This is a genomic window from Planococcus rifietoensis, assembly GCF_001465795.2.
In the GTDB taxonomy this organism is placed as follows: domain Bacteria; phylum Bacillota; class Bacilli; order Bacillales_A; family Planococcaceae; genus Planococcus; species Planococcus rifietoensis.
This window is the reverse complement of the sequence record NZ_CP013659.2, coordinates 2,911,471-2,934,002: the sequence shown is the minus strand read 5'-3', so window position 1 is coordinate 2,934,002 and position 22,532 is coordinate 2,911,471. Positions and strand designations below refer to the sequence as shown.

Here is a 22,532-nt window from a genome sequence, read left to right as displayed (position 1 = left end):
TCTGTACATCATGAAGGAGGAATTCAAGTGGGACTATCTGCGGAAATCAAACAGCTGAAAAAACTTGAAAATTCCGAAGCTGGCGTCTTGTCGATTTATCTAAGCACCAAGCCGGAAGTTCGAAGCCAATGGAAAACCCATTTAAAAAACGGCTTCAAGCAACTCGAACAGCAAGTCGAAGGGAATGCTGAAAAACACAAGGCCTTCCAAGAACTAAAGGGCAAAGTCGAACAGGAGCTGAAACATAGCGAACCGCGTTTGCTGCGAAGCCTCGTTGTTTTTGCAGAAGGCGGGGACGGGCTTTTCGAAGTGCATTTCCTGCAATTGGATGTCGACAACGAATTTGTTTACGGCGATTCAGCAAGCACATCCCAACTAGAGAATTTGGACCGGAAGTTTCCACAGACCGGCATTGTCGTTGCACAAACGGAAACCGTCACGGTGCACAATTCCAGCTTGGGTGAAATTGACGAAAGCTGGGTATTCGAATTGGATTTGGACACCGATGACTGGCGAAAATTTCAAGGAAGAAGCGCCAAAGGCCAAGCTTCGTCGAGCAGCCAAGTCGACCAGTTCGACAACCGGAAAGAAAAACAGATCCGCAGGTTTTACCGTGAACTTTCCGCTGAACTGGCGAAGTTGCACAAAGACTATGGCTGGTCCGAACTGGTGTTGATTGGGCATCAACGGCCGGTCAATTTGCTCGAAGATGAACTGGATATGAAAGCGGACCGCGTAGTAAACAAGAATTTAGGAGGTGCAGAACACCAACAAGTGCTTCAAGCTGCATTTGAATAAGAATAGACGGCTTTTTAAGAAACTGTCCCCTGCACTTGAATTGTGCAGGGGACAGTTTTTTTGTCTGCCTGCCCATTTTCTCCCGCCCTTCAATTAATACTAGAGCCTTCACTGAAACTGCTATAGACTGGAAATATAGAGAAGTTTCTTCCGTAAGTTTGTTTAATGAATACGCTTTACGGGAATTTGCTTTGAATTGAATTCGATTAAGACACATTACTTGAAGGAGGGTTCCGTATGATCAGTTCAAAATACTTGGATCTACTGGCAGAAAAATATGACAGCGAAGAAAAAGTGGCAACGGAGATCATTAATCTGGAAGCCATCTTGAACTTGCCGAAAGGAACAGAGCATTTCGTCAGCGATCTCCACGGCGAGTACCAAGCATTTCAGCACGTGTTGCGCAATGGCTCCGGCAACGTCAAAGTGAAAATCAGGGATTTGTTCAACAACGAGATGGGGGAAGAAGAGCTCAACGAATTCGCGACCCTCGTTTATTACCCGGAAGAGAAATTGAGCCTGATCAAAAGCCATTTCAGCAGCAAGAAAGAATTGAAGGACTGGTATATCGAAACGATCGAGCGGCTCTTGAAGCTGGTATCTTACGCATCGTCTAAATACACGCGCTCCAAATTGCGCAAAGCTTTGCCAAAGCAATTCGTCTATATTATTGAGGAACTTCTGTACAAAACGGATGAATTCACCAACAAGAAAGATTATTACGCGAAAATGCTTGAGCAGATCATTTCACTCGGGCAAGTAGACAAGCTGATCGTGGGTCTCGCGTATACGATGCAGCGGCTGACCGTCGATCATCTGCACGTCGTCGGCGATATTTACGACCGGGGGCCGGATCCGCATAAAATCATGGATACGCTCATCGACTACCATTCCGTCGACATTCAATGGGGCAATCACGATGTCTTATGGATCGGCGCTTATTCAGGCTCCAAAGTCTGCCTTGCGAACATCATCCGCATTTGTGCGCGTTATAACAACTTGGACATTATCGAAGATGTGTACGGCATCAACTTGCGCCCGCTATTGAATTTGGCTGAGAAATATTATGAGGACAATCCGGCATTCCATCCAAAGCGCATTTCAGATGAACAATTAACAGAGCAGGAGCAGCTGCAGATCACGAAAATCCACCAGGCGATTTCGATCATCCAGTTTAAATTGGAAAGCCCGATCATCAAACGGCGTTCTTGTTTCGCCATGGAAGACCGCTTGCTCTTGGAGAAAGTCGATTACGACAAAAACGAAGCGACGATCCACGGCAAAACTTATCCACTGGAGAACACATGCTTTGCTACGATCGACCCGAAACATCCGGACCGCTTGCTCGATGAAGAGCAGCAAGTCATCGATAAATTGCTATTCTCCATCCAGCATTCCGAAAAACTGTCGCGGCATATGAACTTCCTTATGAAAAAAGGCAAGCTGTATCTTCAATACAACGGCAATTTGCTCATTCACGGCTGCATCCCGCTCGAAGAGAACGGCGATATGAAGCAAATGAAAATTGAAGGCGAGAGCTATGCAGGACGGGAACTGCTTGACGTTTTTGAAGAGTATACCCGCTATGCGTTTGCGCATCCGGAAGAGACCGATGATTTCGCGACCGATATGGTCTGGTACCAATGGACAGGCGAAAACTCCTCCTTGTTCGGCAAACGCGAAATGACGACCTTCGAACGCTATTTCATCAAAGACAAAGAAACGCATAAAGAACGGAAAAATCCGTATTACCATTTGCGTGAAGACGAAGACATGTGCCGCAAAATGCTTGCAGAATTCGATTTGAACCCTGACTACGGCCGCATTATCAACGGGCACACCCCGGTCAAGGAACGGGACGGCGAAGACCCGATTAAAGCGAACGGCAAAATGATCGTCATCGACGGCGGGTTTTCGAAAGCCTATCAATCGACGACGGGCATCGCGGGCTATACGCTTCTATATAATTCTTACGGCATGCAGCTCGTCGCCCACCAGCGCTTTAATTCCAAAGAAGAGGTACTGCAAAACGGGACCGACGTCTTGTCGATCAAACGATTGGTCGACGAAGAACTCGAGCGCAAAAAGGTACGGGAGACGAATATCGGGGAAGAGCTCCTGCAGGAAATTGCCAATTTGAACAGCTTAAGAAAGCATCGCTATATGAATTAACCGCATCAAGAGCAAGAACTGACATCCAGTTCTTGCTCTTTTTTTAGTGAAGATAGATTCGGAAGAGCTCTTAACTGAAACGACGAAACCCAGTTAATTGGAATTTTTTTTGTGGGAATTTTTGGTTATCTCTGTTAGTCTAATAAGGACAAGGTCTTAAAAAGTGAGAATTAAACAAATAACTGACTGGGGGGGAGTCCATGCCGATTTGTCAAAATTGCCACAAGCACTGGAGTTGGAAGCAGACGGTTAAAAAGATGTTTACACTTGCAACAGGGATAGAGTGTCCTTACTGCAGAAACAGACAATTCCTTACCACACGATCAAGGATAAGAAGCAGTATAGTCGCTTTCTTCGCACCAACTATCATTCTGTTGAACATTTTTGTTGACCTATCACTGGTTACCGCATTGATTCTATTGGGTGCCAGTTTTATTGCCGCTATTGCTGTGTACCCATTTTTAGTCGAATTGACCGATGAAGAAGAGCCGCTTTGGTAGCTTGCGTTTTTAGGGATTCGCCATTTGAACTTTTCATTTAAGGAGATGAATGTCATGGGAAAATCCACAGCCTTATTCGCCTCAGTACTAATCCTTTCATTGACTGCCTGCAGTGATTCAGAACAAGACGCACAGGAAGAAAGCGGGGAATTTCTGTTGGACAACATTTACGTAGATTCTATTGAAGCAGACACCACGTATTCCATGATTCACGAAATAGAATGGACTGGTGAAAACCCTGCTACCATCAATTCTTTCGACTTGGTGAAAGAACAGGGCGAACCGGTTTCATTTGAGGAGGACGGCATTGCCTATGAAGCGCATGGGGCCGATCCTCTGAAGCAAGTTGGTGTTTACGGCGAAGGGCATGAGATTGGTGCAGTGGAGGATGTCAACGGCTATGAAGTTGACGGGAGCGGGCGCATTGTTCTCAAATTGAGGCTCGGTGAAGTATCCGAAGATCCCCATCGTGCTGCCAAGATCAACTACACAGTGAACGGGGAAGAGCATGAGGCCGTTTATGAGTGGGATGGATACAAAAAATTCAGTACAGAAGGCAATTAATCGAATCGAGGATTGTTACGATAGGATTTAGCACGTCCAATTTTTCCGCTGAAACATAAATAGCCTAAAGGGGGGTGCGTTTATTTTTTATCCAGTCAGTTTGTACATAGCCATTATCATTGCCATCATTTATTGCGTAGTCTTATGGATGCTGCGAAACCTGGGGAAATTCAGGGTACCTTTGTTTATCTACGGACTTGTGGTGCAACTTTCGTTTCTCGTGTTCTTTTTCAGGATGAGCCGTTATTTCAGGACCAGTGACAGTGTGAACCGGGATTATTACGATATATTTGTGAACGGCCTCGTGATTTTCTATCTATTGATGGTCGTTCCGTTTGTCGTTGCGCTATGGGTGCAGGTCTATAAAGGCGTATGGCGGCTTGATATCGGTAAAATCTCTAAAATCACCATGATGGCGTTATTTGTCCTGATGACTTTGATATTCACATTCTTCGGTTTTTATGCACATATCCTGTTCTACTACGGCTTTGCACCGTGATGGCAAGCCAAGCCGCGGGCTTTCTTGAAAAAGGAGGAGACGAGATGTTCGGTAAATATTCAATGGGACTCATCGTTTTAGGGAGTCTATTGCTCATGTTCAACCGGCTGATGTCTGGGTATTCCGAGCCGCTTGCACTTATCGGTTTTCTGTTGCTATTTGCAGCGGCGGGCGCCGTTTTCATTGCCGTGTTGAAAAGAGAGCCAGGCCAATTGAAAGTTTGGTCGCTCTCTATTTTCTTCGTCATCCTTTTTGTCATCACGTGGGCCGAGCCATTTGAGATTTTGCGCCTGATGACGTGGCTGAAAAATATTTAATGAAAAAAGCGTGAGGCACCGATTGATTCGGTGCCCCACGCTTTTTGAATATAAACTTAAGCGGTCGTCATGCCGCCAGTGATGCTGTAGATCTGTCCTGTAACATAGCTGGATTCGATGGAAGCCAGGAAGACATAGACAGAAGCAAGTTCTGCCGGCTGGCCTGCGCGGCCGATTGGCGTCTCAGGTGTGCCTTTGCCGAATTCCGGAATGTTTTCCTGTGGCTGTCCGCCGGAAATCTGAAGCGCTGTCCAGATTGGGCCTGGTGCGACGGAGTTGACACGGATGCCTTTGTCCGCCAATTGTTTGGACAAGGATTTCGTGAAACCGATGATCGCAAATTTCGTTGCTGAATAATCCAATAGCATCGGGCTTGGGTCAAAACCTTCAACCGAGCTCGTCGTGATGATCGACGCGCCTTCTGGAAGGTATGGTAGCGCCGCTTTCACTGTCCAGTACATGGAATAGACATTGACTTGGAATGTTTTTTCAAGCTGCTCTGTCGGCAGGTCGGCAATGTCTTTGACGGCTTGCTGCTTGCCGGCAACGAGTGCCAAGATGTCCAATCCGCCAAGTTCGCTGTTGGCTTTTTCAACCATTTCCTTGTTGAACGCTTCGTCGCTCAAGTCGCCGGGGATCAAGACAGCTTTGCGGCCTTCTGCTTCGATCAATTGTTTCACTTCATCGGCATCGGATTGCTCAGCTGGCAAGTAATTGATCGCCACATCTGCACCTTCTCTAGCGTATGCGATGGCTGCAGCACGGCCGATTCCGGAATCACCACCGGTTACTAGTGCTTTACGTCCTTCAAGCTTGCCTGAACCTTTGTACGTCTTTTCGCCGCAGTCTGGTACAGGAGTCATTTGGTTTTGTACGCCAGGGGCTTCCTGGTATTGTTTCGGAAACTCTTCCGTTGTATATTGCGTTCTAGGGTTTTGGATATTCGCCATTTCAATCTCTCCTCAGGTTGGTAATAGTTGGTTTCTACCTTTATCTACCACTTGAAACTAGAGTGAAACCTCTTTTGAAAATGTAAGCGTTCCATCAAAATTTTTTTTGAAAACGAGTTGATGCTAGCACACGGCGAAAAGTTACTTTCAACTTATTTCCAAATGGTAAACTGAATATATGAGGATCTAGGGGGATGAAAAGATGAATCCAGACTTGAATAAAGCAATTGGGCTAAGAGCTGCGGGTAAACAAGAAGAATCAAATCAATTGCTGGCGGCACTGGCAAAGCACTTCCCAGAACACCCACAAATCAATTACCAGTGTGCTTGGAGTTTTGATTTGCTTGGAGAAGAAAAAAAGGCAATTCCCTATTACGAAAAAGCTATCCAACTCGGGCTCGAAAAAGAGGATTTAGAAGGTGCATTGCTGGGGCTAGGCAGCACTTACCGGACCTTAGGGGAATACGAAAAATCGAGAAGCACTTTTGCAAAAGGAATAGAACTTTTTCCAGCCAATCAGGCATTGAAAGTTTTTTTGGCAATGACTTTGTATAACTCAGCAGAACATCAGCAAGCAATGGAAATATTGCTCAAGTGTTTAGCGGAAACTTCTGCTGATAAAAACATTTCAGCTTATAAGAAGGCAATTGGATTCTATGCAGATAAATTGGATGAAACATGGATCTGAATTAAAGGGAGTGGTGATTTGGCACATCGTATGGAGAAAGAATACTTAACGACTGGAGAATTATCTAAGCGATTGAATGTATCTGTCCGAACCATACGCTATTACGATCAAATTGGATTGGTTGAGCCTTCTAGAAAAGAAGCGGGCGGAAAGCGCTGCTATTCAGTAGAAGATATTTTGAAGCTGCAAAAGATTCTGCTGCTCAAGTCACTGAATTTATCGTTAGAAGACAGCCGCAAAATTTCGGCAGAGCAATCGATCGATTCGATTTTAGCTGTGCATAAACCTTTGTTGATGAACGAAATCGACCAGCTTCAACAGTCATTAAAGCACACACAGTCTTTACTCAACCTGTTGGAATTGGAAGAGACAATTCATTGGGAAGACCTTATTTCGCTGGTTGCTGGGCCGCAGAATGAAAAAAATTGGAGCCATTATTTTTCATCACAGCAACAAGAGATCTTGGAGAAGGGTTTGCCTAAACTTGAAAATGGCGACTTGGCTACCAAAAAGTGGATAAATATCATCAAAAGAATTGAACTGTGCTTGGACAAAGGGATTTCTCCCTCTTCAAAAGAGGGGCAATTGATTTTAGCTGACGTTGATATTTTATCGGCAGAAACATTCGGCAATGATCCCAAATTGTCAGAAGCTTTTTGGGAAGCCAGGAAATCGGCGCAAGCTTCCGAAGATCTCGGGCTGTACGCCATCAATCCAGCCATAATTGAATTCCTCGAATTGGCGGACAAGGCTAAGCGGTAGCGGTGAGGATTACAGCAATGCCATTGAAAAGTCCGTGCATCAAGATACATGGAAGGACAGAACCTGTTTTTTGATAGATCCATGCAAAAATAAGGCCAGAAACAAAGTTCACCGGAAGTGTATTGAAAGTTGGGATATGCACTAAAGTAAATATGGAAGCACTCAGCAGCATGCCTGCTCCTATTCCATAATGGCTGCTGAAAAAACGGTACAGAAAGCCGCGGTAGAAAATTTCTTCGTAAATTGGTGAAATGACAGCGGCGGAAACAAATCCGATGAAGAAATTCAAGAGTGTCAATTGTGATTGCAGGCTGTCGGTTTTGCTGTTGTCGGTTCCAACGCCAAACTCCGACATGATAATTACTAAACCGACGCTTACAACAATCAATGCAATTGTCCAAACTACAATCCTCTTCCAGTGTTCGGATGAGAAACCTTGGACACCTACCGCTTTCCAAGACTGTCCATTTGGCTTAAGTACGATTAAATAGAGAGCAGCCATAAAGATAATGGACATGACCAAGCCAATCATTGTACCTGCATGCAATTCATTGCCGAAAAAGTTCACGAGGTAATGATATAAGCTGTATTCCACAAAAATTGGTATAGCTACCAATACAACGGTCAATAAGTATATTAGTTCTTTCCAACTCCACATTCCCTTGCTTCCCAAAAAAGCTGTCGTCATTTTCATCACTCCTGTTTGATTAGCTATTTCAACCATAGGTGGTGACGCAAGGTAACCTGCAAGCTTTTTAGTGAAAAACTTTAATAAAGATGTGAAGCGGCGGTTCTAAGTTGCAGTGATAGAGCTCGGAAATGAAATAATCCCCGCATATATGTTATAAAGAGACAGGTAAATACATAGAAGCTGCGCGGCTTGGAGTTTATTGAATGCAGCGCAAGAATTTGAAAGGAATGATTTTTTGTTTGATTTCATTGATATTGACTGGGGAAATCTATTAGTTGAGGCGGGAATCATTGCCGCTCAAGTCATCGGAATTTTAATCGCATTTGCGATTGTGCGGGCGATCGGGAAAAAATTGATCAACCGCTCGTTTGACCGCTTGACGAAAAAAGGCGACGTGACGAACGGTCGCGCATTGACGCTTCGTTCATTGTCCGAGAACGTCTTCTCGTACGCATTAGTCTTTGTATTGGTGGCAACTTTGTTCAATATTTTTGGGCTTTCCGTCGCGAGCCTTATCGCCGGCGCAGGAATTGTCGGCCTGGCGATCGGTTTCGGCGCACAGGGACTGGTCAGTGACGTGGTTACCGGCTTCTTCCTATTGCTGGAGAAACAAATTGACGTTAACGATTATGTGACGGTTGGAGCCATTGACGGCGTGGTCGAATCAGTCGGGTTGCGGACGACGCAAATCCGCAGTTTCGACGGTACCTTGAATTTCATTCCGAACCGCGATATTACGACGGTTAGCAACCATTCGCGCGGGAATATGCGTGCACTCGTGGATATTGGCGTATCGTATGACGAAAACATCGACGAAGCGATGGCCGTGCTGAAAACAGTATGCGAAAAAGTCGCAAAAGACAATGCCGCCGTCGTCGAAGGGCCGGATGTGATTGGTGTGCAGGCGTTCGGGGCATCGGATGTCACGTTGCGCATCATTGCCAAAGCGAAAAGCGGAGAACAATGGGGAGTCGAGCGCGAGCTGCGCAAATCCATCAAAGAGGCACTGGATGCCCATGATATCGAGATCCCTTTCCCACATCAGGTGACGATTCACAAAGGCTTGGAGAATCCCGTTCAGTCATAAGCGAATAATAGGAGGTGAAGGATCGGCACTGTCTAATCAGTGCCGATCCTTTTAGTTATGGGAGCTAATTTATTATCCTAATATTATAATGAATATAGGGTTTCTTTTATCTTTTTATGGGTATTTTGAATAAGAAGAGAGAGGTGCTAAATGACTACGGATGGACAACTGTTGGAAAGACTGAAGTTTCGGGACAAAGCCGCCTTGGAGTTAATATACGATGAATACTATTTATTGCTTTGGAAAGTCTGTTATCGGGAATTTAACGACCACGAGGTGTGTGAAAACGTCCTAACAGAAGTGTTTCAACAATTGTGGGAAAATCCGCAGCAGTTCAGCGGCGATAAACGCCTGGTGTTCTATTTGATTGAATGTGTGAATGGCAAAATAAGATGCAGGAAGCGAATGAAAAGCTGCCAACTGCATAGTGAAAAGACATGCAGCTGAATATTTTTTATAAAATGGAATAATATTACTAATTAAATTAAGTTTTTATCTATTATTGCTAATCCATTAGATATTGTATAGAAGATTCCTATCCCTGCGCTGCGCGTTGTTGATAGGAATCTTTTTCTAATCGGTAAAGCTGAAAACGGAAAAAACTTTCTATTGTTAATATTGACAACAATACTCAACAGATGTAGATTTTAGTCAATTGAAACATTAAAGCCGGTAAATGGTGCAGAGGCTGATACGGAATTAAACGAAGGTCCATCACAGGCGCAATAAGCTTTAAAGTGGGTCTTTTTTTAAGGATTATAGAAATGAGGAAATGACTTGAAAAAGCAATTTATCATAATCGGCCTTGGGAGATTTGGCAGCAGCATCTGCAAAGAGCTGTTCAAGCTGGGACATGATGTCATGGCGATCGATTCATCGCCGGAACGTGTAGACTCGATGAGGAATTTTTCTTCCCATGCCGCCGTGGCGAATGCGACAGATGAGGCGAGCTTGAGGGAACTTGGGGTGCGGAATTTTGAACACGCGGTCGTGGCGATCGGCGAGAATATGCAGACGAGCGTATTATGCACATTGATGCTTAAGGAAATTGGCGTTCCGCTCGTATGGGTCAAAGCGAAAGACGTACAGCACCAGATGATTCTTGAAAAAGTGGGGGCGGATCGCGTCATCCAGCCGGAAAATGAGATGGGCATCCGCATCGCCCATCATATGGACTCGGAGAAAGTCGTGGATTATATCGATTTATCGGAAGACTATAGCATTGTGGAATTGGTAGCTTCAGAGAAGTTGATGGACCAAAGCTTGCTCGAACTGGATATCCGTGCGAGATATGGGTGCACGATTCTCGCCATCAAGCGAGGGGACGAAGTGAACGTCGCGCCGATGCCGGATGACTTAATAAAGTTAGATGACATTCTTGTGGTGATGGGCCATCGAGAAGACCTGAAACGTTTTGAGGAAAAAGGAGTTTAGTAATTTAAGGGTGTATAAGATTAAAGAGCGTACGTAGATTTGATACAGAATGGAGCAACAGCAGTGAAGTTTTTCAATTTGGTTTCAAAGTGGGCCCATTTCTCGGCAATTCAATTGATTGTATTGTATTATGCTTTGGCGGTTATTTTCTCCTTAATATTATTGAGTTTTCCTTTCTTTCATGATGAAGGTGTGGAGTTGACCTTTATCGATTTATTGTTCACAACAGTTAGTGCCATCAGTGTAACGGGTCTTGGCGTGGTCTCGACTCCGGATACATTCAATACGGCCGGCATCATTGCGTTGACGTTTGTTTTGCAATTCGGAGGCATTGGAATCATGACACTCGGAACATTTATCTGGGTCATCTTCCGGAGGAGAATAGGCTTGCGGGAGCGGCAATTGATTCAAATCGATCAAAATCAATTGTCCATGTCGGGGCTGGTGAAATTATTACTTAAGATTCTTAGAACTATCCTTTTCATTGAGTTAATCGGGACCATTATCCTCAGCATTTATTTCCTGAATTATTTTGATACATGGCAAGAAGCATTGTTGCAAGGCTATTTTGGTGCAATTAGTGCAACGACCAATGCAGGATTTGACATCACGGGCACTTCGCTTGTTCAGTTTTCCAATGATTATTTTGTCCAGACCGTAAATATGTCTTTATTGATCCTAGGCGCCATCGGGTTTCCGGTGTTGATTGAATTGCAGGATTTTTTGAAAGGCGATCATACAAGGGGCAAGCGCAGCAATAGCTTCTCGCTTTTTACAAAGCTGACTGTAACAACCTTTTTTGCATTGATTGCAGTAGGGGCTATAGCGATGCTGTTGTTGGAACAAGGCAATTTCCTGGCAGATAAATCCTGGCATGAGCAAATCTTCTATAGTCTTTTCCAATCGGTAACTACCCGAAATGGCGGGTTGGCAACAATGGATGTCAGCGAGCTTTCCGACCCGACATTAATATTGTTCTGCGCTTTAATGTTTATCGGGGCTTCACCGAGCAGTGTGGGCGGGGGAATCCGGACCACAACTTTTGCGATCATGCTATTGGCCATTTATAATTTTGCCAAAGGCCGTAGTGGAGTGAAGGTATTCGGCAGAGAACTGGATAACGATGATATCATTCGTTCTTTTATCGTCATCACTACAGCAGCAATGCTTTGTACAGCTGCTGTGATTGCGTTGACTTATATCGAACCGTTTCCTATTCTGCCCATTGTTTTTGAAGTATCCTCAGCGTTTGGGACGACAGGGCTGTCGATGGGAATCACTGCCGATCTCAGCACGGCGGGTAAAGGCATCATCATCTTTTTGATGTTCGTCGGTCGTATCGGTATTTTCTCCTTTTTATTCCTCATCAGAGGCAAAGTAATTCGGGAAGCTTTTCATTATCCAAAAGAACGCGTCATTATCGGATGATATCAATTTCGAAAGAGAAAGACTTCAATTGAAGTTTTTCTCTTTTTTTCGTGAAGAAGGAGAATGCAGCGATAGGAGGAATTAGTAACAACGATAGCCAAAGAATTACTAAAAGAATAGGAGGAGGCAATATGGCAAAAGTCTGTTTTGGAATGATCACTTCACTCGATGGGTTCATCAGCGACCGGCATGGAAAACTCGACAAGCTTTACAAAAGTTTCAAGCCCAATGATGAAATCAACGAAGTGATGGCGAATACAGGAGCGGTCGTGATGGGCCGCCGAACTTACGACATGACGGACGACCCGGACGCCTATGCCGACGATTATGAATTTCAAGTGCCTATTTTTGTCCTGACGCATCATCCGCCGGCCAAGCATCCGAAAGAAAATGACAATTTGAGCATCACTTTCGTGACGGATGGCATCGAGACAGCAGTCCGGAAAGCAAAAGCTGCTGCAGGGGAGCGGGATGTCGTCGTACTCGGTGCCGATGTCGGCCAGCAAGCATTGCGTGCAAATCTAGTGGATGAACTGCAAATCGCCATCGCCCCGTTGCTGCTCGGGACAGGAACCCGCATGTTCGACCACCTGGAAGGTCTGGAGATTCATTTGGAAAAAATCCGGGCGATCGAGACGGATGAGCAAATGGAGGTTTATTACAAAGTAAACAGGCAGGGGACTGATTGAAGAATTTTTAAAGCCTTGCATCAAGTAATTGGAGGCAAGAAGACAAAAGCTGTCCGAACAGCGCACAAAATGACAGGAAACCGAACCGCCGCCCGGTTATTATTCAAGTAAGGAGTTGAAAGCATGGCTTTGGCGCAGTCTTTGCAAAAAGCGATCGACTATATGGAGGCGAATTTGCTGAATGAGCTATCCATCGAAGCAATCGCAAAACAGGCAAATGTCTCTCCGTTCCATTTTCAACGCATGTTCTTGATCATGACCGATATCTCCGTCGGGGAATATCTGCGTCGCCGCCGTCTGACATTAGCCGCCCAACAATTGCTCAACACCGATCATAAAATCATCGATATCGCGTATCGCTACGGTTATGAATCACCGGAAGCATTCACAAAAGCATTCCGTAAACAGCATGGGCTCAGTCCGAGTGAGGCGCGAAAAGGGAGGGGAGCATTGCAATCGCATAACCGTTTAATGATTCAAGTGAATTTGAAAGGAGCCAAGCCGATGAACTATCAAATCGTTGAAAGAGATGCGTTTCAAGTCGTTGGAATTAAACGGGAATGTCCTTGTGGTGAAACCGGTGAAGTGAACGGAGTTGCCGAATTTTGGATGGAGGCCAATGCTAATGGAACATCCGCTGAGTTAGCGGAGCTGATGAACAGCGAAATCAAAGGTTTGCTCGGAATTACCGATAACTATAATGAAGAGAAGAATACGGTCGATTATTGGATTGCAGTAGAGCATGCCGGTAAAGTGCCGGCCGATTTCCGTGAATTCACGGTACCGAAATCCAAATGGGCTATTTTTGAAGTGCGAGGGTCCGCCCCGATTGCAATGCCCGAAGCGTGGAACCAAATATACACAGAATGGATCCCCTCCAACGGCTATGAAGTAGCTGATATCCCAGCTATTGAAGCTTACACAGATCCCGATTCGTATAAAGACGATTCATCCAATCAGATTTGGCTGGCGGTGAAATAACCTAGCGGAATCGCTTGCGCATAAGTATAGAATTTGAAAACTGACGTAGGGTGAGTGTTGGAGCGGTGGCTTTTTGACCAGTAGTTCTCCAATAGAACCACATAGAAAAGACAGGGAATGAAGTTCATTTCCGGTCTTTTTTTATGAATAGAATAAGAGGCTTAGCAGAAAATAAGATAATGCTCCTTTTCGCCATAGTAAGCAGAGCGTATTTGGGTTCTCATTTCCTGTCCATTCGAATTTCCATTAGAATGAAGGAGACAATCGGAACGAAAGGAAGTGCGCGGAATGGACATGAAGATTTTCATCGTGGAAGACGATCAGGCGATTTTCCAATCGTTGAAGGAAAGCTTGGGCAAATGGGGGATGCAAGTGGTCGGCCCTGATTCTTTCGACGATGTCCTGGGTAGTTTTATGACTGAGCAGCCGCAATTGGTCATCATGGACATCCAGTTGCCGGTGTATGACGGCTTTCATTGGTGCCGTGAAATCCGGGCGATTTCGAAAGTGCCGATCATTTTCCTGTCTTCGCGCGACCACCCGATGGACATGGTCATGTCGATGCAGATGGGCGCAGATGATTATGTCCAAAAGCCGTTTCACTCCGATGTGTTATTGGCAAAAATCCAAGCGACCTTGAGACGGGTGTATTCATACGGCGAAGAAACTTCAGACGTATTGGAATGGAACGGGGCTATGATCGATCTGAAGCGCGGCATCATCCGGCTCGACGGCAAGGAAGCTGAACTGACGAAAAATGAATTTTTCATTTTAACGGTCCTCGTTGAAGCGAAAGATGAAATCGTCTCCCGTGATGAGATCATCCGCAAGCTATGGGATGACGAGCGGTTCGTTAACGACAACACCTTGACTGTCAACGTCACGCGGCTGCGCCAAAAATTGACGGATTTAGGACTCGGCGATGCCATTTTGACGAAAAAAGGCTTGGGCTACGTGGCCGTCACCTTATAGAAAAGAGGGATTCGATGTTTTGGGCTTATGTGAACGATATGAAAAGCTGGGTCTTCTATTTTATTGCGGCTTTGGGAGCAGCGGACGTATTGCTGTGGCTCGATGCAGGCCTTGCGGTCGAACTTTCTTCGCTGCTTTATATGAATGCGTTGCTGCTCATTGCACTGGCGCTGTTCATCATCTGGCGCTACAGAAGAGAAACGGCCTATAGCCGGCAACTGGTGCGTTTGGAAGGCGAAGCGGCAGCCGATTGGCATGAACTGTTGCCTGAAGCGAAGTTCAAGCGAGATGAGCAGATGAACCAAGTGCTGCAGGCAGCTGCCGCATCGATGGCGGCGCAATTAAATGAATTGCGCCAGCAGAACCTCATTCAAGCAGATTACACAGCGGCATGGGTCCATGAAGCGAAAGCGCCGTTGACGGCGATCCGCCTGTTGATCGACTCGAATCGCTCAGCTCCCGGCATGCAGCGGATCGAAGCGGAATGGTTGCGCCTTTTCTTGCTGGTCGACCAACAATTATACATATCGCGGCTGTCTTCTCTAGAGGCCGATTACGCAGTGGATAGTTTGATGTTAAAAGATGTTGTGGCTCCTGAGGTCCGTGAATTGATGGCTTGGTGCAGGGAAAAAGATTTGGAAATTGAATTGGACGGGTTGGACATAAACGTCTTAAGCGATAAGAAATGGGGCCGCTTCGTCTTGCGCCAAATTTTATCGAACGCAGTGAAGTACAGCCCCGAAGGTAGAACGATCCACATTTCAGCGCGCACAGACAGTACGGGCCATAGCATCCTAAGGGTTCAAGACGAGGGGCCGGGGATACCGGAACACGACTTGCCGCGCATTTTCGACAAAGGCTTTACGGGCGGCACAGGGCGGCTCCATAATGCAGCGACAGGGCTCGGGCTTTATTTGGCGAAAACGGTATCGGATAAAATCGGCATCACGCTCTCAGCAGATTCCCGGACCGGGCATGGTACTACGATGGAAATAGCCTTCCCGCTGGAAAATGACTTCGACCATATCCGTAAGTGACATCATCGTCACATTGGCCTCCCGGTTTGTCACACAAATCAAACGACCCGGCCACTGTTGCGCAGTAAGATAAGGGGAGAAGTTTACAGGGAGGCCATAATATGACGACAGAAAATAAAACAATCACACCAAAAACAAGCAAGCAAACCGTGTTGCAAGCGCACGATGTCCGTAAATCCTTCGGTGCGCGAGGCAATGTCCAGCAAGTGCTGAAAGGCATCGATCTGCGTGTGGCAGAAGGGGAATTCGTCGGCATCATGGGCGCGTCGGGAGCAGGCAAGACGACTTTGCTCAACGTTCTCGCCACCATCGACCGTTCGACTGAAGGCACGATCTTGATCGACGGCGTCGATATTTCCAAGATGAAAGATGCTGAACTATCTGCTTTTCGCAGAAACCAACTCGGCTTCATTTTCCAGGATTATAATTTGCTCGATACATTGACGGTAAAAGAAAACATTTTGCTTCCGGTATCGCTCGGGAAGATGAAAAAACAAGCGGCGGAGGCCCAGTTCCAGTCGATTGCAAAAATCCTCGATATCGAAGCACTCGCAGATAAATACCCGCATGAAATTTCAGGCGGGCAAAAGCAGCGCACCTCGGCAGCGCGTGCGCTCATCAACCAGCCATCACTCGTATTTGCCGACGAACCGACAGGCGCACTCGACTCGAAATCTGCCTCATCGCTTCTCGGGACGATGGCTGATGTCAACAAACAGCAAGGCGTGACCATCATGATGGTGACACACGACCCGCTCGCGTCGAGTTATTGCAGCCGCGTCGTTTTTCTCAAAGACGGCAATGTCTATTCAGAGCTGTACAAGGGAGACAAAACGAGACAAGCCTTTTTCCAGGAAATCCTGAATGTCCAGGCTGTGCTCGGGGGTGACAGCGTTGACGCTCTTTGATCTCGTCAAGCGCAGCATGCGTAAAAACATCAAGCATTACTACCTGTACTTTTTCGCATTGATCCTCAGTGTGGTGCTGTATTTCGTGTTCGCGACCTTGCAGCACGATGCGGCAGTAGCTGAACAAGGCACAGGAATGATGGGCACCGCATTCCAGGTGGCTGGAATTTTACTGATTGTGATCGCCGGCATTTTTATCGTCTACGCCAATGCCATTTTCCTGAAAAGAAGAAGCCAGGAAATCGGCTTGTACCAATTGATTGGGCTGACGAAGCGCGCCGTCGCCAGGCTATTGATCCTCGAAAACATGCTTCTTGGCATCATGGCGCTGATTGTCGGAATTGCAGTCGGCATGCTCGTTTCACGGGTCTTTTTATTGCTGCTCATGAAGCTGATCGGCTACGAGGCGTTTATTGAAGTATCGTTTTCCACAGCGGCAGTCATACAAACCTTCTTCGTCTTTCTCGCTATTTTCGTGTTGACGACCATTCAGATGGTGTTTACGGTATACCGCAATTCCTTGCTGTCTTTGTTCAATTCCGAAAAGCAAGGGCAGCATCCTCGCAAGCCGAAGACCGCCGTTTCTGCTATATTGGCATTGCTTGGTATCGGGCTCATCGCATTCGGCTATTGGCTATCTGGCCGCATGCTGAACGAGATGCTGTTCTTTAATATGCTGGCGGTCTTGGCTACTGTCATCCTCGGCACTTATTTGGTGTTCCGGGTGACGATCAGCTGGCTGTTGTACCGCATCCGCCGCAATAAAAACGGCCATCTCGGACTGGAAAATAGCTTATCGTTGGCGCCGCTCATGCACCGCATGAAAAGCAACGCCAATTCATTGACGATCATCACGGTGCTATCGGCGATGACTTTGACGATGATTGCTGCAGCTTATTCCATGTACTATTCGACGGAGCAGGAAACGCAGTCCATCATGCCATTTGATTTTATGTTTGAAAATGAAGCCGGACTGGCGGATAACATCAGCCAGGAACTCGACGACAATGGGATTTCCTATCAACGCGAAGCGGTGGAAACTTTTGTCGTTCCCGCTGAATTCGAAGAAAAGCCAGCTCCGTTTTTAGAACGGGCAACAGACATCGCGGTGCTCAGCAGCGAACAATTGCAGCAAGCTGGTCTCGACGTTGATGTGCCGGCAAACGGTGAAGCGAGCTTCCATGACGTATCGGTCTCGACGCTTTTCAATTCGGTGGACCTGCCGTTTGACCTCACCTTCCAAGACGAAGTACCAACCACTTTGTCAATTACGGAAATCGCCCAATACAATGTGCTCAATTGGTCATTCTTCACAAGCCAAATCGTGGTGAACGAAGAAACCTACCAATCGTTGAAAGCGCAATTGGTGAGTGAGACAGGGGATTCAGCTCTTCAGCAAATGGACGGGTTCCATATTGCAGAAGAGGACATGGCCGCGGCATCTGCCATTTACCAGCAGGACAAGTACAAAGTTTCGGAACCGCATGTCGACTATTACTCGTCTTATGAAGGATCTGTCCAATCAAACGGATTGCTCATATTCATCGCTGGATTTTTAGGGCTGGTGTTCCTCATTTCGACCGGCAGTATCCTATACTTTAAGCAAATGACCGAAGCCGAACACGAAAAACAAAGCTACGCCACATTGCGTCAGCTTGGCTTTACGGTCAAAGACATCATGCGCGGCATCGTCCGCAAGCAAGCCTTTGTTTTCGGGCTGCCGCTAGCGATCGGCTTGGCGCATTCCATCTTTGCGATTCAAGCGGCATCGTTCCTGTTCCGCACCGACATCCTGTTCCCGGCATCGGTTGCGATGGGTGTCTATGCGTTGATTTATCTGGTCTTCGCTGTACTGGCGGTCGGGTATTACAGAAAGACTGTAAAATCGGCTCTATAAGATGAAAGTGCGGAAGAGAAGATTCTCTTTCGTGCTTTTTTGTTGGGTAATATATTTAAGCCAAAGAGAATCGGAGAAGGTTTGAAAAACTGGATTCTATTGTGTTCGGAAAATGGTAGAATTAGTTAATTAATAATCGTTGAAAGGAAGATATGGTGACTGGAAAAAATTTAACGAGCATTTTATTAACTTCGCTTTTATTGTTGTCAGCCTGTTCATTATTTGAAACAAATCAAAAGAAAGAAGTTCTGGAAAATAATTCCTCCTACGGAAACTTGCCAAATACCTTCATCAATGGAGAAACTACAGTTTCAATGCAAAGCGATGAAGAAAATTACGCTTTTCCTGTCGATGAGATAATATTAATCATTTCCAACTCGGGTTCAAGTACTGTCGGGTTCGGTGAGCATCGAACCTTGGAAAAATTACAAGAAGGCACATGGTATGAAATTCCTTACAGAGAACAGTTTGCTTTTACGGATATTGGTTTGGGGGCGGGAGAGAACCTGGAGCAGGAGATGCCTCTTGAATTTTTGGACTATGAGTTGACGACTGGCACATATCGAATCGTTAAAAACTATTATATTAATGAAGGAGTAGAGGAGATTGCTCTAGCGGCAGAATTTGAAATCAAGAAGTAGTTCGAGATATTGAAATATAAAATCGATTCTAGCGTAGAAAAGCGGTATATATTTATATACAGATTATTTCCCCGGAAATATTTAAGCAGGATGAGTTTGAACCGCTTTTTAAACGAATAGGAGTGTGCATCGTGATTAAAATTCGAAAAGCTGAAAACCGCGACGCAGAACAAATCGTGCAGGTCATCAAAAACGCTGAGGATTCAGGATATATGATGTTCAATCCCGGTGAACGGCAAATTTCACCCGAATCGTTCGCAAAGTTCATCGATGTGTTGAGTGCCAATGAAAAGTCAGGTGTTTTTATTGCGTGCGAAGAACATCAAGTTCTAGGATACTTGATTGTGCAAAATGAGAACCCCCGACGAATTTCACATCGCGCTTATACAGTGATGGGTGTTCATAGCGATAGCCGCGGCAAAGGTGTCGGAAAGGCAATGTTTTCCCATGTCATCGCTTGGGCAAAATCCGTCGATCTCCATCGTTTGGAACTGACCGTGATAGCAGAAAACGCATCAGCAGTTACTTTATATCAGAAGATGGGGTTCGAAATTGAAGGCGTGAAACGGGATTCGCTTTTCATCAATGATGACTATGTGGATGAGTATTATATGGCAAAGCTGCTTTAATAAGCTGCACAAAAGGAGGCTAGTAGCATGGCGAAATCCCAAAGCATTGCATTGATCACCGGCGTCAGCAACGACACCGGAATAGGCGCGGCTGTGTGCCGGAAACTGGCACAGCAAAAAACGGATATTTTCTTCACCCACTGGCAAGCAGCGTCGGATTTTCCAGAGTGCTTCCGTTCAGAAATTATGGATCTTGGTGTACGCTGTGAGTTTTTGGAGGTCGATTTAGCGCAACGGGATGCGGAAGAAGCTATTCTGACGCATGTGAAAAGTGCCGTCGGATTCCCAAATATCCTTATCAATAACGCGGCGCATTCGATCGATTCCAACTATATGGATTTGACCGGTAAGATCTTGGACGATCATTATATGGTGAATATGAGAGCAACGTTTTTATTGTCCACAGAATTCGCAAAAGAATTTCAACAAACTAGCCGAAAAGATGGGCGCATCATTAATTTAACCTCCGGACAAGATCAGGGGCCGATGCCAGGGAATTTGGCGTATGCAGCAACAAAAGGCGCGATTTCGGCATTCACTTCCTCTTTGTCCGCAGAACTCGCGGAACTGGGCATCACAGTGAATGCTGTCAATCCAGGTCCGACCGACACCAATTGGATGGATGACGAGATCAGGAATTATTTACGGCCGAAATTCGGCTTGGGGCGCATCGGGAAACCCGAAGATGCGGCGAACTTGATCGCGTTTCTTGCCAGCGAAGAAGGCGGCTGGATTACTGGGCAAGTGATGCATTCGGAAGGCGGGTTTCTAAGAGGTTAACAAAAAAGCTGCACCACCCAAATTTTGGGGGGGCAGCTTTTGATATGCGCAGATTCCCAATCAGCCTGTGAAAATATCGCCTTTCGGATGGCTGATTTGTTCACGGTGCTGGCGGGCCAATGCAAATGCTAGCGTCACAGGGCCGACTCGGCCGATGAACATCAGCACCATAATGACGAATTTGCCGATAGTGGAAAGATCTCCAGTCAAGCCCATCGACAGCCCAACTGTCCCGAAAGCAGAGAATGCTTCAAAAATAATCCACTCGAATGGTGCCTGCTCTGTATAGGACAGAATGAGAATACCGGCGAAAACAGCGGCCATGCTGATGAACACAATCGCCAAAGACCGTTCCAGCAAGTGGGAAGGGATCGCGCGGTTGAAAATGACCGCTTCCTTTTTTCCTTTTAAATAGGAAGTAGTCACTAAAATGATAACCAAAAAAGTCGTAAGCTTGATGCCGCTACCGGTCGAGGCACTGCCCGCTCCGATGAACATAAGCAGCGAGATCAGTACAATTGAGCCGGTCTCCATGCTGCCGATGTCGATGGAATTGAATCCTGCAGTACGTGGGGTAACCGCCTGAAAATACGAAGCCCATAGTTTATCGCCAAGCGGCAGCGCGCCGATGGTTTCCATATTGCCGTACTCCGAAACGAATAAAAACAGCATCGCGATCAGATTCACGGCTAAGGTCCCCGTCAGCATGACTTTGGAATGGAGCGACAACTGCTTAAAGTTTCTCGTTTTCCACAAATCATACAAAACCGTAAAGCCGATCCCGCCTGAAATGAACAGGAGGGTGATCAAGATATTGACTGTCGGGTCGCCGACATAGCCACTCAGGCTGTCATCCCACAGAGAGAATCCTGCATTATTGAATGCGGAAACAGCGTGGAAAGCGCTGGTGAAAAGCCCGTATGTCCAGCCGTATTCCGGAACCCAGCGAACCGCTAAAATCGCAGTGGCCAATAATTCAATGCCGAATGCGAAAAATAGGAGAACCTGTACGAGGCGGATCATGCCGCCAAGTGAATACTGGTTGAACGACTGCTGGATCAAAATCCGTCCCCGCAGGCCAATTTTTTTACCCAGCAGCAATACGATCAAAATGGCGAATGTCATGAGGCCGAGCCCGCCGACCTGCATGAGGACCATGATGACAGATTGGCCGAACATCGTGAAATCATTGCCGGTACTGACAACAACTAGCCCGGTTACCGTCGTTGCAGACGTGGCAGTGAATAATGCATCGATCCAGGAAATCGGTTCCACTGTAGAGATTGGCAAATACAATAAGATGGTGCCAAATAAAATCGCCACCAGAAAGGTCATCGTTAATATTTGAGGCGGTGATATTTTAATTTTTTTAAATAAAGTGGATCGTTTCATTTTATAAACCTGCCCGGTCGAATTGGTGGATATCTTTCTTTGTTCCGAGCACCGTCAAAACATCTCCTGCCTGCAAGATGTCATCCGGCAAAGGGGAAACATTCAATTTCTCCCCGCGTTTAATGGCAAGGACGGTCACGCCGAATTTCAAGCGGATCTTCAGATCGTTCAAAGACTTCCGATTAACTTTCGGCGTAGCCATTAATTCGGTAATGCTATAGTCTGCAGAAAGATCGATCGAATCGATGATTTTTTGAGACCCTAGATGTTCAGCCATTTTCTTGCCCATTTCAATCTCTGGCTGGACGACTTGCTCCACACCGATCTTCATCAAAACTTTCTGGTGATAATGGTTCTGGGCTTTAACGTACACTTTCGGAATTTGCAAATCCTTCAAAACGAGTGTCGTCAAGATGCTCGATTGGATATCTTCGCCGATTGCGACGATGACATTTTCAAAATTGGTAATGCCCGATCGCTTCAGAGCTGACTCGTTGGTCGAATCCAATTGAAGTGCGTGGGAAGAAAACGCCGCGAACTCCAATACTTTTTTCTCGTCGCGGTCTATTGCCAGTACATCGTGACCCATTTGATGCAGTTCTTTGCAAATGCTGCCCCCGAATCTTCCTAATCCGATCACTGCGAACTGCTTCTTGTTCCATCTCATTTCTCTTCCACTCTTTTCTCTTAAATTTGAGCACAAAAAAACCATTTCA

The 22,532-nt window shown here is 46.1% G+C and carries 24 protein-coding genes; 20 read left to right on the top strand and 4 right to left on the bottom strand.

The window, feature by feature from the left end:
• Positions 1–27 precede the first annotated feature (27 nt).
• The 6 genes from AUC31_RS14580 (at position 28) to AUC31_RS14555 (ending at position 4,850) form a co-directional block, all read left to right on the top strand.
• The gene (locus tag AUC31_RS14580; protein ID WP_058382492.1) at positions 28–798 is read left to right on the top strand and encodes a VLRF1 family aeRF1-type release factor; all 771 of its coding nucleotides are present in this window, start codon (positions 28–30) and stop codon (positions 796–798) included.
• 240 nt (positions 799–1,038) lie between these two features.
• A complete protein-coding gene (locus AUC31_RS14575) occupies positions 1,039–2,970 on the top strand; it encodes a fructose-bisphosphatase class III (RefSeq protein WP_058383756.1) in 1,932 nt (643 codons plus the stop codon).
• 200 nt (positions 2,971–3,170) lie between these two features.
• Positions 3,171–3,470: a TIGR04104 family putative zinc finger protein gene (locus tag AUC31_RS14570; RefSeq protein WP_058382493.1), complete on the top strand. Its 300-nt coding sequence runs from the start codon at positions 3,171–3,173 to the stop codon at positions 3,468–3,470.
• 54 nt (positions 3,471–3,524) lie between these two features.
• Entirely contained in the window at positions 3,525–4,034 is a 510-nt protein-coding gene (locus AUC31_RS14565) for a hypothetical protein (RefSeq protein ID WP_058382494.1), read from the top strand.
• A 265-nt stretch (positions 4,035–4,299) separates the two neighbouring features.
• Positions 4,300–4,533, top strand: coding sequence for a hypothetical protein (locus AUC31_RS17770; protein WP_157073510.1), 234 nt, complete (start codon positions 4,300–4,302; stop codon positions 4,531–4,533).
• 44 nt (positions 4,534–4,577) lie between these two features.
• Positions 4,578–4,850 (top strand): hypothetical protein, encoded by a 273-nt coding sequence (locus tag AUC31_RS14555; protein WP_157073509.1) that lies wholly within the window; start codon positions 4,578–4,580, stop codon positions 4,848–4,850.
• Between the two features lie 56 nt (positions 4,851–4,906).
• On the opposite strand, the gene AUC31_RS14550 is transcribed toward AUC31_RS14555, so the two are convergent.
• Positions 4,907–5,800 carry an SDR family oxidoreductase gene (locus AUC31_RS14550; protein ID WP_058382496.1) on the bottom strand — a complete coding sequence of 298 codons (894 nt, stop codon included), beginning with the start codon at positions 5,798–5,800 and terminating at the stop codon, positions 4,907–4,909.
• Between the two features lie 202 nt (positions 5,801–6,002).
• On the opposite strand from AUC31_RS14550, the gene AUC31_RS14545 reads away from it, so the two are divergent.
• On the top strand, positions 6,003–6,488 hold the full coding sequence (locus tag AUC31_RS14545; protein ID WP_058382497.1) for a tetratricopeptide repeat protein: 486 nt from the start codon (positions 6,003–6,005) through the stop codon (positions 6,486–6,488).
• Positions 6,489–6,506: 18 nt separating this feature from the next.
• Positions 6,507–7,250: a MerR family transcriptional regulator gene (locus tag AUC31_RS14540; RefSeq protein ID WP_237150634.1), complete on the top strand. Its 744-nt coding sequence runs from the start codon at positions 6,507–6,509 to the stop codon at positions 7,248–7,250.
• Here AUC31_RS14540 and AUC31_RS14535 read toward each other — a convergent pair.
• A complete protein-coding gene (locus tag AUC31_RS14535) occupies positions 7,240–7,938 on the bottom strand; it encodes a CPBP family intramembrane glutamic endopeptidase (RefSeq protein ID WP_237150633.1) in 699 nt (232 codons plus the stop codon). The two genes, AUC31_RS14540 and AUC31_RS14535, sit on opposite strands and share 11 nt — an antisense overlap.
• 238 nt (positions 7,939–8,176) lie before the next feature.
• Between AUC31_RS14535 and AUC31_RS14530 the strand changes: the two genes are divergently transcribed.
• The 12 genes from AUC31_RS14530 (at position 8,177) to AUC31_RS14470 (ending at position 20,424) form a co-directional block, all read left to right on the top strand.
• Positions 8,177–9,028: a mechanosensitive ion channel family protein gene (locus AUC31_RS14530; protein ID WP_058383759.1), complete on the top strand. Its 852-nt coding sequence runs from the start codon at positions 8,177–8,179 to the stop codon at positions 9,026–9,028.
• A 777-nt stretch (positions 9,029–9,805) separates the two neighbouring features.
• Positions 9,806–10,462, top strand: a complete 657-nt coding sequence (locus tag AUC31_RS14520; protein WP_058382500.1) for a potassium channel family protein — start codon at positions 9,806–9,808, stop codon at positions 10,460–10,462.
• A gap of 63 nt (positions 10,463–10,525) precedes the next feature.
• Entirely contained in the window at positions 10,526–11,890 is a 1,365-nt protein-coding gene (locus AUC31_RS14515; RefSeq protein ID WP_083509196.1) for a TrkH family potassium uptake protein, read from the top strand.
• Between the two features lie 131 nt (positions 11,891–12,021).
• Positions 12,022–12,579, top strand: coding sequence for a dihydrofolate reductase family protein (locus AUC31_RS14510; protein ID WP_058382501.1), 558 nt, complete (start codon positions 12,022–12,024; stop codon positions 12,577–12,579).
• Between the two features lie 123 nt (positions 12,580–12,702).
• The gene (locus AUC31_RS14505; RefSeq protein ID WP_058382502.1) at positions 12,703–13,560 is read left to right on the top strand and encodes an AraC family transcriptional regulator; all 858 of its coding nucleotides are present in this window, start codon (positions 12,703–12,705) and stop codon (positions 13,558–13,560) included.
• A 288-nt stretch (positions 13,561–13,848) separates the two neighbouring features.
• Entirely contained in the window at positions 13,849–14,532 is a 684-nt protein-coding gene (locus AUC31_RS14500; protein ID WP_174520007.1) for a response regulator transcription factor, read from the top strand.
• Between the two features lie 14 nt (positions 14,533–14,546).
• Positions 14,547–15,569 carry a sensor histidine kinase gene (locus AUC31_RS14495; RefSeq protein ID WP_058382503.1) on the top strand — a complete coding sequence of 341 codons (1,023 nt, stop codon included), beginning with the start codon at positions 14,547–14,549 and terminating at the stop codon, positions 15,567–15,569.
• A gap of 101 nt (positions 15,570–15,670) precedes the next feature.
• Positions 15,671–16,477 (top strand): ABC transporter ATP-binding protein, encoded by an 807-nt coding sequence (locus AUC31_RS14490; protein ID WP_058382504.1) that lies wholly within the window; start codon positions 15,671–15,673, stop codon positions 16,475–16,477.
• The gene (locus AUC31_RS14485) at positions 16,455–18,374 is read left to right on the top strand and encodes an FtsX-like permease family protein (protein WP_237150631.1); all 1,920 of its coding nucleotides are present in this window, start codon (positions 16,455–16,457) and stop codon (positions 18,372–18,374) included. The genes AUC31_RS14490 and AUC31_RS14485 overlap by 23 nt, the downstream gene beginning before the upstream one ends.
• Positions 18,375–18,526: 152 nt before the next feature.
• Entirely contained in the window at positions 18,527–19,015 is a 489-nt protein-coding gene (locus AUC31_RS14480; protein ID WP_058382506.1) for an immunoglobulin-like domain-containing protein, read from the top strand.
• A 131-nt stretch (positions 19,016–19,146) separates the two neighbouring features.
• A complete protein-coding gene (locus AUC31_RS14475) occupies positions 19,147–19,644 on the top strand; it encodes a GNAT family N-acetyltransferase (RefSeq protein ID WP_237150630.1) in 498 nt (165 codons plus the stop codon).
• A 27-nt stretch (positions 19,645–19,671) separates the two neighbouring features.
• Positions 19,672–20,424, top strand: a complete 753-nt coding sequence (locus AUC31_RS14470; protein ID WP_058382507.1) for an SDR family oxidoreductase — start codon at positions 19,672–19,674, stop codon at positions 20,422–20,424.
• Positions 20,425–20,484: 60 nt separating this feature from the next.
• On the opposite strand, the gene AUC31_RS14465 is transcribed toward AUC31_RS14470, so the two are convergent.
• Both AUC31_RS14465 and AUC31_RS14460 read right to left on the bottom strand, forming a co-directional pair.
• Positions 20,485–21,816, bottom strand: a complete 1,332-nt coding sequence (locus tag AUC31_RS14465; protein ID WP_058382508.1) for a TrkH family potassium uptake protein — start codon at positions 21,814–21,816, stop codon at positions 20,485–20,487.
• Between the two features lies 1 nt (position 21,817).
• Positions 21,818–22,483 carry a potassium channel family protein gene (locus AUC31_RS14460; RefSeq protein ID WP_058382509.1) on the bottom strand — a complete coding sequence of 222 codons (666 nt, stop codon included), beginning with the start codon at positions 22,481–22,483 and terminating at the stop codon, positions 21,818–21,820.
• Between the last annotated feature and the right edge of the window lie 49 nt (positions 22,484–22,532).

Coding starts and splice junctions, on each gene's coding strand:
- AUC31_RS14570 (WP_058382493.1), top strand. CDS start 3,171: ATGCCGATTTGTCAAAATTGCCACAAGCACTGGAGTTGGAAGCAGACG.
- AUC31_RS14565 (WP_058382494.1), top strand. CDS start 3,525: ATGGGAAAATCCACAGCCTTATTCGCCTCAGTACTAATCCTTTCATTG.
- AUC31_RS14555 (WP_157073509.1), top strand. CDS start 4,578: ATGTTCGGTAAATATTCAATGGGACTCATCGTTTTAGGGAGTCTATTG.
- AUC31_RS14550 (WP_058382496.1), bottom strand. CDS start 5,800: ATGGCGAATATCCAAAACCCTAGAACGCAATATACAACGGAAGAGTTT.
- AUC31_RS14545 (WP_058382497.1), top strand. CDS start 6,003: ATGAATCCAGACTTGAATAAAGCAATTGGGCTAAGAGCTGCGGGTAAA.
- AUC31_RS14535 (WP_237150633.1), bottom strand. CDS start 7,938: ATGACGACAGCTTTTTTGGGAAGCAAGGGAATGTGGAGTTGGAAAGAA.
- AUC31_RS14510 (WP_058382501.1), top strand. CDS start 12,022: ATGGCAAAAGTCTGTTTTGGAATGATCACTTCACTCGATGGGTTCATC.
- AUC31_RS14505 (WP_058382502.1), top strand. CDS start 12,703: ATGGCTTTGGCGCAGTCTTTGCAAAAAGCGATCGACTATATGGAGGCG.
- AUC31_RS14500 (WP_174520007.1), top strand. CDS start 13,849: ATGGACATGAAGATTTTCATCGTGGAAGACGATCAGGCGATTTTCCAA.
- AUC31_RS14495 (WP_058382503.1), top strand. CDS start 14,547: ATGTTTTGGGCTTATGTGAACGATATGAAAAGCTGGGTCTTCTATTTT.
- AUC31_RS14490 (WP_058382504.1), top strand. CDS start 15,671: ATGACGACAGAAAATAAAACAATCACACCAAAAACAAGCAAGCAAACC.
- AUC31_RS14480 (WP_058382506.1), top strand. CDS start 18,527: ATGGTGACTGGAAAAAATTTAACGAGCATTTTATTAACTTCGCTTTTA.
- AUC31_RS14470 (WP_058382507.1), top strand. CDS start 19,672: ATGGCGAAATCCCAAAGCATTGCATTGATCACCGGCGTCAGCAACGAC.
- AUC31_RS14465 (WP_058382508.1), bottom strand. CDS start 21,816: ATGAAACGATCCACTTTATTTAAAAAAATTAAAATATCACCGCCTCAA.
- AUC31_RS14460 (WP_058382509.1), bottom strand. CDS start 22,483: ATGAGATGGAACAAGAAGCAGTTCGCAGTGATCGGATTAGGAAGATTC.